General features: G+C 44.1%; 6 protein-coding genes, 2 tRNA genes and 2 pseudogenes. 9 read left to right on the forward strand and 1 reads right to left on the reverse strand.

Translation table 11 applies throughout. The annotated features are described in order from the left end of the window. The first annotated feature begins 123 nt into the window (after positions 1–123). From HMPREF9124_RS05555 to HMPREF9124_RS05590, 8 genes and pseudogenes are all read left to right on the forward strand, one after another. Positions 124–209, forward strand: a tRNA-Ser gene (locus HMPREF9124_RS05555). 141 nt (positions 210–350) lie between these two features. Continuing rightward, positions 351–433 (forward strand) — tRNA-Leu (locus tag HMPREF9124_RS05560). Positions 434–564: 131 nt separating this feature from the next. Further along, positions 565–2,546, forward strand: a pseudogene (gene tkt / locus HMPREF9124_RS12845) (transketolase). A 54-nt stretch (positions 2,547–2,600) separates the two neighbouring features. Beyond that, entirely contained in the window at positions 2,601–3,257 is a 657-nt protein-coding gene (gene fsa / locus HMPREF9124_RS05570) for a fructose-6-phosphate aldolase (protein WP_009429994.1), read from the forward strand. A gap of 94 nt (positions 3,258–3,351) precedes the next feature. Beyond that, entirely contained in the window at positions 3,352–3,981 is a 630-nt protein-coding gene (locus HMPREF9124_RS05575; RefSeq protein ID WP_009427689.1) for a redox-sensing transcriptional repressor Rex, read from the forward strand. Then, entirely contained in the window at positions 3,978–5,333 is a 1,356-nt protein-coding gene (locus HMPREF9124_RS05580; protein ID WP_242821559.1) for an NAD(P)H-hydrate dehydratase, read from the forward strand. The genes HMPREF9124_RS05575 and HMPREF9124_RS05580 overlap by 4 nt, the downstream gene beginning before the upstream one ends. A 43-nt stretch (positions 5,334–5,376) precedes the next feature. Further along, positions 5,377–6,509, forward strand: a pseudogene (gene alr / locus HMPREF9124_RS05585) (alanine racemase). Positions 6,510–6,586: 77 nt separating this feature from the next. Further along, complete coding sequence (locus HMPREF9124_RS05590; protein WP_009429061.1) at positions 6,587–7,327, forward strand: YebC/PmpR family DNA-binding transcriptional regulator; 741 nt, start codon at positions 6,587–6,589, stop codon at positions 7,325–7,327. A 16-nt stretch (positions 7,328–7,343) separates the two neighbouring features. Here HMPREF9124_RS05590 and HMPREF9124_RS05595 read toward each other — a convergent pair whose 3' ends face one another. After that, positions 7,344–9,149, reverse strand: a complete 1,806-nt coding sequence (locus tag HMPREF9124_RS05595; protein WP_009427882.1) for an Rqc2 family fibronectin-binding protein — start codon at positions 9,147–9,149, stop codon at positions 7,344–7,346. 134 nt (positions 9,150–9,283) lie between these two features. Here HMPREF9124_RS05595 and HMPREF9124_RS05600 point away from each other — a divergent pair, with 134 nt between their 5' ends. After that, positions 9,284–10,153, forward strand: coding sequence for a YicC/YloC family endoribonuclease (locus tag HMPREF9124_RS05600; protein ID WP_009428067.1), 870 nt, complete (start codon positions 9,284–9,286; stop codon positions 10,151–10,153). Positions 10,154–10,158: the final 5 nt, after the last annotated feature.

Consider the following 10,158-nt stretch of genomic DNA (forward strand, 5'->3'; position numbering starts at 1 on the left):
AGCCCTTCGATTTTTTTTATTCACAACGAGTGGATCAGGCGAAGCCTGAGACATCTTTTATAACGTTTTTACTTAGCTATTGACAAAAGCATCCTTTTCCTTTACTCTGATTTAGATTTACTAGCAGAGGTATCGAAGTGGTCATAACGAGGCGGTCTTGAAAACCGTTTGTCCGCAAGGGCGCGTGGGTTCGAGTCCCACCCTCTGCGCTATCTGAAAAAGTCCGGAGTTTGAGCCGTATGGCTGAAAACACCGGGCTTTTATCTTTTTCGACGAGTAGCGTGCGCCCGGCTTACGGAAAAAGAATTTGCTTGACTGTAAAATCCAAAAATGCTATAGTTACCGAGTTCGCAGAAGTGGCGGAATGGCAGACGCGCACGGTTCAGGTCCGTGTGAGGTAACACTCATGTGGGTTCAACTCCCATCTTCTGCATGATAGGAGAACTTGGAATGATTCTGAATTATTCCAGGTTCTTTTTTCTTTTTTCCGATTCACAGATAGACATTTTCACTTCCTATGGTAAAATTATTAAGAAACTCTTGGACGAAATGTAGGAGGAAACGATGAATAGGGAAATAGAAACAAAAGCAATTAACAGTATTCGTATACTTTCCGCGGATGGCATACAGAAGGCAAATTCCGGACATCCCGGTTTACCTCTCGGAGCAGCGCCTGCCGCATATACTCTCTGGGGCAAGTTCTTGAACTTTAATCCAAGTCATTTACAGTGGGAAAACAGAGACCGCTTTATTTTATCTGCAGGGCATGGTTCCATGCTGCTTTATTCCCTATTACATTTATTCTCTTGCGGTCTTAAGAAAGAGGATTTGATGTCCTTTAGACAAATGGGATCCCTGACCCCGGGACATCCGGAGTATGGTCATACCATGGGGGTTGATGCTACGACGGGACCCTTGGGAGCGGGACTGGCTATGGCAGTCGGCTTTGCCATGGCGGAGAGTCATTTAAGCGCGGAGTTCAATAAAGAAGGGCTTCCCCTGGTAGATCACAGAACTTATGCACTTTGCGGCGACGGATGCCTTATGGAAGGTATTTCCTCAGAAGCCCTGTCTCTTGCGGGAACGTTGAATTTACATAAGCTGACCATTTTGTATGATTCCAATCATATTTCTATAGAGGGAAATACGGAGATTGCCTTTACGGAAAATGTCCAGAAGCGTATGGAGGCATTTGGCTTTAAAACACTTACCGTAGAAGATGGAAATGATGTTTCGGCTATTGCTGCGGCTTTACAGAAGGCTAAGGAAGATGACTCTGCACCGTATTTCATTACGGTTAAGACGGATATCGGCTATGGGGTTCCAAAGAAGCAGGGGACGGCTTCCGCTCACGGAGAGCCCCTGGGCGAAGAAAATATCAAAGAGATGCGCAAATTCCTGAGCTGGGAGTATGAGGAAGCGTTCTACATTCCGGAAGAGGTCTATGCACATTATCAAGGTCTTTTAGAAGAAAAAAGAAGGCATACGATGATTGGGAGACGGTTAAAACGGAGTATGCGAAAAAATATCCTGCAGAGTATGAGAAATATGTATCTTATCATGATCCCAAGAAAGTCTTGGATTTGGTGAACAATGAAGCGCTTTGGGCAAAACAGGAGAAGGCGGATGCGACCCGAAACTCCTCCGGAGAAGTTCTCCAGATTTTAAAAGAGGCTGTGCCGAATCTTTTTGGAGGCGCTGCAGACCTTGCTCCTTCCACCAAGACGGAAATGAAGGGAGAAGGATTCTTCTCGAAAGAGAACAGACTGGGCAAGAACATCCACTTCGGGGTGAGAGAGCTGGCTATGGCCGGAATTGCAAACGGCATTCTCTTACATGGAGGATATCGTTCCTATGCATCTACCTTCTTTGTTTTCAGTGATTATATTAAACCAATGGCAAGACTATCCGCTTTGATGCGGATTCCGCAAATATTTATTTTAACGCATGACAGTATCGGAGTAGGGGAGGATGGTCCTACTCATGAGCCAATTGAACAATTGGCTATGCTCCGTTCAACACCGAATTTCCGTGTATTCCGTCCTGCTGACAGACAGGAGACGGCGGCCGCCTGGTTCTCCGCATTGAGCAGTACGGATTGTCCTACTGCCATTGTTTTAAGCAGACAGAACTTACCGCAGTTATGCCGGGATGGAAAGGAAGCTCTGCAGGGAGCTTATATTCTTTCGGATTCCGAGAAAACACCGGAACTCATTTTCATTGCTACCGGTTCCGAGGTGGAACTCGCGGAAAATGCGGCAGAGATTTTAAGGGCAGAGGGAAGAGCGGTTCGTGTTGTTTCCATGCCGTCTATGGAAGTTTTTGAAATGCAAAGCAAAGAGTATCGGGACAAGGTACTTCCCGCCTCCGTTGAAAAACGAATTTCTGTGGAAGCCCTTTCCTCTTTTGGTTGGGGCAAATATGTAGGTCTCAAAGGAAAATCTTTATCGATGGACGGATTCGGTGCATCGGGACCTGCTAAGGAATTGTTTAAGCACTTCGGCTTCACGGTGGAGAACCTTGTAAACATGGCAAGATCTCTTTAAAGAAGAGGAACAGTCGTTTTAAAGTATTTATTTTAGCCAAAAAAGGAGAGTTATATGAAGTTTTTTATTGATACTGCTAATGTTGATGAAATTCGGGAAGCCTATGATATGGGAATTATTTGCGGATGTACGACGAATCCTTCCTTGATTGCGAAGGAGGGAAGAGACTATACGGAAACCTTAAAGGAGATTGCTTCCTTTCTGGACGGCCCTATCTCCGGCGAAGTAAAGGCGGATACCGTAAAAGCGGAAGATATGATTCAAGAAGGAAGGGAAATTGCTTCTATTTCTAAAAACATGGTTGTTAAGATTCCTATGACGGAGGAAGGAATGAAGGCGGTTAAGGTTCTTTCCAAAGAGGGGATTAAGACCAACGTTACTCTGATTTTCTCCGCTACACAGGCTATCCTTGCGGCAAGAGCGGGAGCGACCTATGTTTCTCCTTTCCTCGGAAGATTGGATGATATTTCTTCCGACGGGATGATTTTAATTGAGGACATTATGGAAATCTTTTCTATGTATCCGGAGATTGAAACAGAGGTGATTTGCGCCTCCGTACGTCATCCGATTCATGTGGTACAATGTGCCAAGACCGGAGCGGATATTGCTACCGTACCGTTTAAAGTCTTAAAGCAGATGATGCATCATCCATTAACGGATATAGGTATTGAAAAGTTTATTGCAGATTACAGGAAGGTATTTTCCAACTAAGAATGTTTTTTATTCTTTTTCCTGTTATAGCATTGACAGCATTTTCACAAGTAATTATATTGGGAAGGTAGGCAGTAAAATCAGGTGAAAGAATATGGAACGTAAAGAGATATCAAAAGCAGTTATCCAACGTCTTCCGCGGTATTATCGTTATTTGGAAGACTTGATGGATCAAGGAATAGAACGTATTTCCTCCGGGGATTTATCCCGGAGGATGCATTTAACGGCATCACAGATTCGACAGGATTTAAATAATTTCGGCGGTTTCGGACAGCAGGGCTATGGCTACAATGTTTTCAATTTGCATGAGGAGATTGCCAAGATTCTGAAAATTGATCAAGTTCATTCGATGATTATCGTCGGTGCCGGACACTTGGGATTGGCACTTTCGAACTATACCAATTTTAGAAAAAGAGGATTTGATATCAAGGGGGTATTTGATAATAATCCGAAGGTGATTGGACAGGAAGCCGGAGGCGTCAAGGTTTCTCCCATGTCTGAGATGAAGGATATTGTGGAGAAAAATCATATTCGCTTGGCAGCACTGTGCATTCCCAAGGATGCAGCCGTTAAAATTGTGGATGATCTTATTTCGTACGGGGTAAGCGGATTTTGGAATTTTGCACATGTGGATTTGGAAGTTCCCGAACATGTAGTGGTGGAAAATGTGCATCTTTCCGAAAGTTTGATGAGACTGTCTTACCGTGTTTTTGAGGAACAATGATGATGATATCTGTGGGCTCTGATATTCTGGAAATAGCTAGAGTGGAGCGTTTACAGAAAAAAGGCAGAGTAGAGAGGATTTTTACAGAAGAAGAACGCCGGCAAAGCGAGGGAAAAGCTTCTCGTCTTGCCGGTGATTTTAGTGTGAAAGAAGCGGTGGCAAAGGCACTCGGAACCGGAATAAGAGGTTTTTCACTTTTGGATATTGAGGTTTTGCGGGATGAACTTGGAAAACCCTATGTCAAGCTTTACGGCAATGCTTTAAAGCTCTTTAAAGCGCGGAGAGGACAGGCTTTGGAGGTGAGTATTTCCAACACAAAAAGTCTGGTGATTGCCAGTGCAGTAATCCTTGGAAAAGAAGCCGGAGGGCAGATGGATGCTTTGTGTGAAACAAAAAGATACTTTTTATCCATTCCGAAGAGGAATCCTTTGTCTCATAAGGGTTCTTACGGAACAGTGGGAATCATAGCCGGAAAAAAAGGGATGGCCGGAGCGGCTTTTTTCTCCGCCTTGGCTGCCTATCGGGCCGGAGCCGGCTTGGTTCATCTGGTCTCCGATGAGGAAAATAGAAGCGTTCTGCAAACCATGGTTCCTGAAGCGATTCTTTCGGATGTGAGAGAACTGAAGGTGGAAGAGCTATTGCAAAAAAGTGAAATTATCCTATTCGGTCCGGGAATCGGAACGGGAGAAGATAGAGAAAGGCTTCTCCTGAAGCTTTTAAACGAGCTAAGAAACTTTCCTCCGGCTTTTCTTATTTTGGATGCGGATGCGTTAAATGTGATAGCGGAGTCCTCTTTGTTGGACGAGGCATTATGTAAGGCTGCGGAGTACTGTCCGATTATTCTTACGCCGCATCTTAAAGAATTTTCGAGGCTTTGCCATTGCTCTCTTGAGGAAATTCTAAAAAACAAAGAAGAATTGGGTCGGAAATATGCTGCGAAGCATCGCTGTATTTTAATTCTGAAATCGCATGATACGATGGTTTTTACCCCTTTTTCGGAGGATACGGGGAAAGAAACAGTACCGGGCAAAGAGGACAATTTTTGGGAAGGAAAAGGCTTTTTCCATAATCGGGAAGCATCTCCATCCTTAAGTAAGGGGGGCTCGGGAGATGCTTTTGCCGGTCTTTTAGCCGGTCTTCTGGCGGTTTTAAAGGAAAGATATCCGGAAATAGATAAGCATGAACTTGCGTTTCAGGCGGCCTGTCTTTCCGTTCTCATTCAGGTGAGAGGGGGGAAGCTGGCAGCGGAAGCCGAGGGAGAGCATGCTGTCCTGGCAAGGGACCTTCCTCATTATTTTGCCCTTGCCATGGAAGAGTTTATAGAAAAGGATGATGGGAAAGATGACAGATAAAAAGAGTTACGACAGAACCTATGCCATTGTGAATTTAGACAGGATGGAGGAGAATCTTCGACTCTGTAAGAAAAGTTTGAGAGAGGGCATAGCATTCTGTGCTGTAATTAAAATGGATGCTTATGGGCATGGCATGGTGGAAGTGGCGAAAGCGGTAGAGGAAGAATGTGCACTTTTCGGCGTGGCAACCATAGAGGAAGCAATTACCTTAAGAAAGGCAGGAATCGAAAAAAATATCCTGGTTCTTGGGGTTGTTCCGGAAAGCCAATATACATCTTTATTTGATTATCGGGTAATGCCGAGTCTCTTCACCACGAGGCAACTCGATAAAATCGAAAAAATAGCGGAAAAAAGAAAACAAAACTGGCGGTACATATTGCTTTGGATACCGGAATGGGAAGAATCGGGATCCAAGTAGAAGAAAAAGATGCTTTGAAGACGGCAATGGATATTTTGAACAGTCCCTATGTGGAAGTGGAGGGGATTTTTTCTCATTTTGCATCCTGTGACGAGGCGGATAAGAGTTATACCTTGAAACAACATAAGCGCTTCCACGATTTTTTGGAAAGTTTGAAGAAAGAAGGCTATACCATTCCCCTATGTCATATTTCGAATTCTGCAGGGATCTTGGAAGATATTGGTACAGAGTACAATATGGTACGGGACGGCATCGCGCTTTACGGGATTTATCCTTCTTCGGAAGTGAGGCAGGACCTGCCCCTCAAGATGGCACTTTCCTGGAAGGCGAAAATTTCGCATATAAAGACTGTTCCGAAGGGAGAGGGAATTTCCTACGGTTCCGCCTTTGTGACGGACAGGGAAATGCGGATTGCCACGATTCCGGTGGGCTATGGAGACGGTTATCCCAGGTTGCTTTCCGGAAAGGCGGAGGTTATTATAGGCGGAAAGAAATGTCCTATCTTAGGCAGAGTTTGTATGGACCAGTTCATGGTGGATGTCAGTGCCGTAGACGCAGTTCTTTTCCAGGAGGTGACGCTTCTCGGGGAAGAGGGAGGAGAAGCAATCAGTCTTTATGATTGGGAAAAATTCGGTGTCTTCCCTTATGAGTTTTTATGCGGCCTCGGCAATCGTGTTCCCCGTGTTTATTTCAGAGGAAAGAAATGGATTGGAACTTTTGATCCGCATTCCAACCTGCATATTGATGATTTTTCCTAGGAAACACAGGTATTCTGAAAAAAACTTGCGAAGAAAAGAGAAAATAGGTACACTAAGAAAAAATTAGAGGAGAGAGTATGTCAGGCCATTCAAAGTTTTCCAATATTAGAGCAAAAAAAGAAAAGAACGATGCAGCAAAGGGAAAGATTTTCACGATTATCGGTCATGAACTTGCCCTTGCGGTAAAGCAGGGGGGAACAGATCCGAACAGTAATTCAAAGCTTCGGGATGTCATTGCCAAGGCAAAAGCAAACAATATGCCGAACGATACCATTCAAAACGGGATTAAGAAGGCTGCCGGAGCACTGGACGCGGTAAATTTTGAAGAAATGCAGTATGAGGGTTACGGTGTAAACGGCGTTGCCATTATCGTAAAGGTATTAACGGATAATAAGAATCGTTCCGCGGCGGATGTACGCTCCGCTTTCACAAAGGGGAAGGGAAGTCTTGGCGCACAGGGATCCGTATCTTTCCTCTTTGAAGAAAAGGGACAGATCATTCTGGATAAGGAAGTCATGGATGATCTGGATAAAGATTTTGATGCGCTGATGGATATTGCCATCATGGCAGGTGCGGAGGATCTGATTGATCGGGATGACAGCTATGAAATTATCACGAGTCCGGCAGATTTCTCCACTGTGCGTGAAAATCTGGAACAAGAGAACATTCCCATGGTACAGGCGGAGGTCGTGATGATTCCCGGTAATACCGTTTCCGTGACAGAGGAAGAAGCGGTAAAGAACTTAAGAAAAACCCTTGATTTATTGGATGCATCCGATGATGTGCAGAGTGTTTATACGAATTGGGAAGAAGAATAGAAAGTTCCGGAGGAGCTTAGAGCTCTTCCGGAACTTTTTTTGGCGAAACAAGGATGGAATAGTTTTGGTGGTAAATCACAAAGCCGGGAGCTCCACCCACTACCTTTTTTAAATTTTTTCTTTCCGTATAATCCACTTCCACCTTGGCACTTTCTTTTTCCGAGGAGAAGTAGGCTGCAAGCTCGGCTGCTTCTTCAAAGAGACGGTCGGGAAGCTCTTCCAGATTCTTTCCTTCCGTTTTGGCAATGACATGGGAACCGGCTGAGCCTTTTACATGGAACCAAAAATCCGTTCCTTCCGCAATGCGGAAACTGACTTCTTCATTTTGATAATTGTTCTTTCCGACATAGAGAAGATAGCCGTCCGAGGAACGGAAGATTCTCGGAGAGGATTTGTCCTCTTTTCGTTCTTTTTTCTTCTTCTTGGAGAGTGGCTTCATGTAGCCGTATTCTCCCATTTCTCTTCGTATATCTTCTAAGTCTTCCGCATTCTCTGCGGTGGAAAGACTGTTCAAGATGGATTGCAGGTGTTTAAGCGTGCTTCTGCTTTCCTTTACTTGTGTGGAGAGATTTAATTCCGTGCGCTTTGCCTTATCGTATTTCTCAAAATACTTTTTGGCATTTTCTATGGGACTTAAGCTTTCATCCAAGGGAATGTGTTCCTCTGTTCCATTGTAATAATTTTCACAGATCAATTCTTTTTCTCCGCCTTTTAAGCTGTACCCATAGGTAGTGAGCAATTCTCCGAAGATTCGAAAACGCTCTTTTTTCTCCGTGTCCTTCAGCTGCTTTTCCTGCAAACTCAGCTTTTTGCTGACGCGTTCCAAGAGAGTAGTACATTGTTTTTTTAAGTCTGTGGATTTTTGCCGGACACGGTCCTCTTTTTCCTTTCCACCGTAGTAAAATGTAAGAAGTTCGGAGGGAGAGGGAAAGACCTCGAGGTGAAAGGCGGGATTTCCGCTATACTGCCGTACGGGAATGGCGGAAAAGTCAAAGGCTTTTTCATTTTCGTAGAGAATGGCGGGAGAGAAATTCCCTTCTTGAATCCGAAGTCGAAGTCTGCAAATGGCCTCGGAAAGCTTTTTCCAGTCGGAAGAAGACAGTTTGTCCAATTCCTGATCGGAGGCAAGACCGGCATCCAAGGAAAGCTCCCTGGCCGACATCGGACTTAAGCCGGAAAAGCTGTGGAAGAGGAGCTCGGAGAGGGTTTCCGCCTTAGACTCTCCGTTTCTGCTTTTCGCCCTGCTTTCCAAATAAGATTGCAAGTTTTCCAAGGGAAAGTAAAGGAGATTCTCTTTTTCGAACTGGTCGGGAATAAAGTACTTTCTCCCGGGTAAAACCTCTCGAACCGAGGATTGTACGGAGGAAATTCGTTTTATGGCGTCCAGAATAGTGAAATCTTCCTTTAAGAGGATGATGTTGGAATATTTCCCCATGATTTCTACGGAAAGATATTTTGTGCCTATGTCGCCCAGTTCATCTCTATGGGATATATGGAGAAGGAGAACACGCTCCAGCCCTTCTTCCGAGAGTGTAGTGGAAGCCTGCGTGATATTTTGAATCACTCCGTTTCCGATATGCTTTCTTAGCGCCATACAAAAGCTTGGTGCGGTAAGCGGTGCAGTCTTATTTTTATCCGTCAGATAAACTAAGGGAATAGAAGGATTTACGGAAAGATGCAGAAGATATTGCTGCCTTTCCTTTTTGATTGTGAGTTGAAGTTCATCCTTTTCACTCTGCACAATTTTGCTGATTTTTCCTCCGAGAATCGTATCTTTGAACTCGGAAACCAAAGCTGATAAAAATAAACCGTCAAATGCCATAAAACCACCTTTTTTCCTTGAAAAAGCCCTAGTCCCTTGCTATCATAAAAAATTAACAGGAACGAATCCAGCTTGTGTATTTCCTAGGATAGGCGAAAGGATAAAAAAACACAAGAGAAAAGGAGTGCGTAAAAATGAAAAGTATGACCGGTTTCGGGAGGGCTACGGCCAACTTACAGGAACGTGACATTACGGTAGAAATAAAGTCGGTGAATTCCCGATTTTTAGATTTGAGTTTCCGACTGCCCAGAAGCTTTCAAGCGATGGAATTGAGTATTCGAAATCATTTGAAAGACCGAATTTCCCGGGGAAAAGTGGAGTTATTCCTTTCGCTGGAGGACAGTGCCGAAAGAAATAAGAAGTTACTGGTGGATTATGCCCTGGCGGAAAGATATAAAAAGGAAATCACGGAGCTTTCCGAAAAACTGGGTATTCCCTGTTCTGTTACCGGAGATAGAATTTTCTTTTATCCCGAAGTTTTCAGGCTTGTAGAAGAAGAGGTTGAAGAAGACGCGGACGGACTTCTTTCTATTGTAGATAAGGCGATAGAGGAATTCGTTCATTCTCGGGAAGTCGAAGGGAGAAAGTTGCAGGAAGACTTAGAGTTGAAATTATCCGAGATGGAGTCTTATGTTCGATTTTTGAAGGAAAGGGAACCGGAGATTCGCCTGCAGTATGAAAAGCGCTTACGGAAGAAAATAGAAGAAAGTCTGGAGGGAAGAAGTATTGATGAAGGAAGGCTTCTGGAGGAAGTGGCAATCTTTTCCGATAAAGTCAGCACCGATGAGGAAATTACCAGATTGGACAGTCATATTCAAAGAGTAAAAGCGATTCTGAAAGAAGAATCGGCAGTAGGACGTGATTTGGATTTTTTAATGCAGGAGATGAATCGGGAAAGCAATACGATTCTTTCCAAGGCTACGGATTTAGACATTACGGATATTGCTTTAAAAGCGAAGAATTGCATTGAGAAAATGCGAGAGCAGGTACAGAACATAGAATAGAAGAG

It is taken from the genome of Oribacterium sp. oral taxon 108 str. F0425, from assembly GCF_000214455.1.
GTDB classification, from domain to species: Bacteria; Bacillota; Clostridia; order Lachnospirales; family Lachnospiraceae; genus Oribacterium; species Oribacterium asaccharolyticum.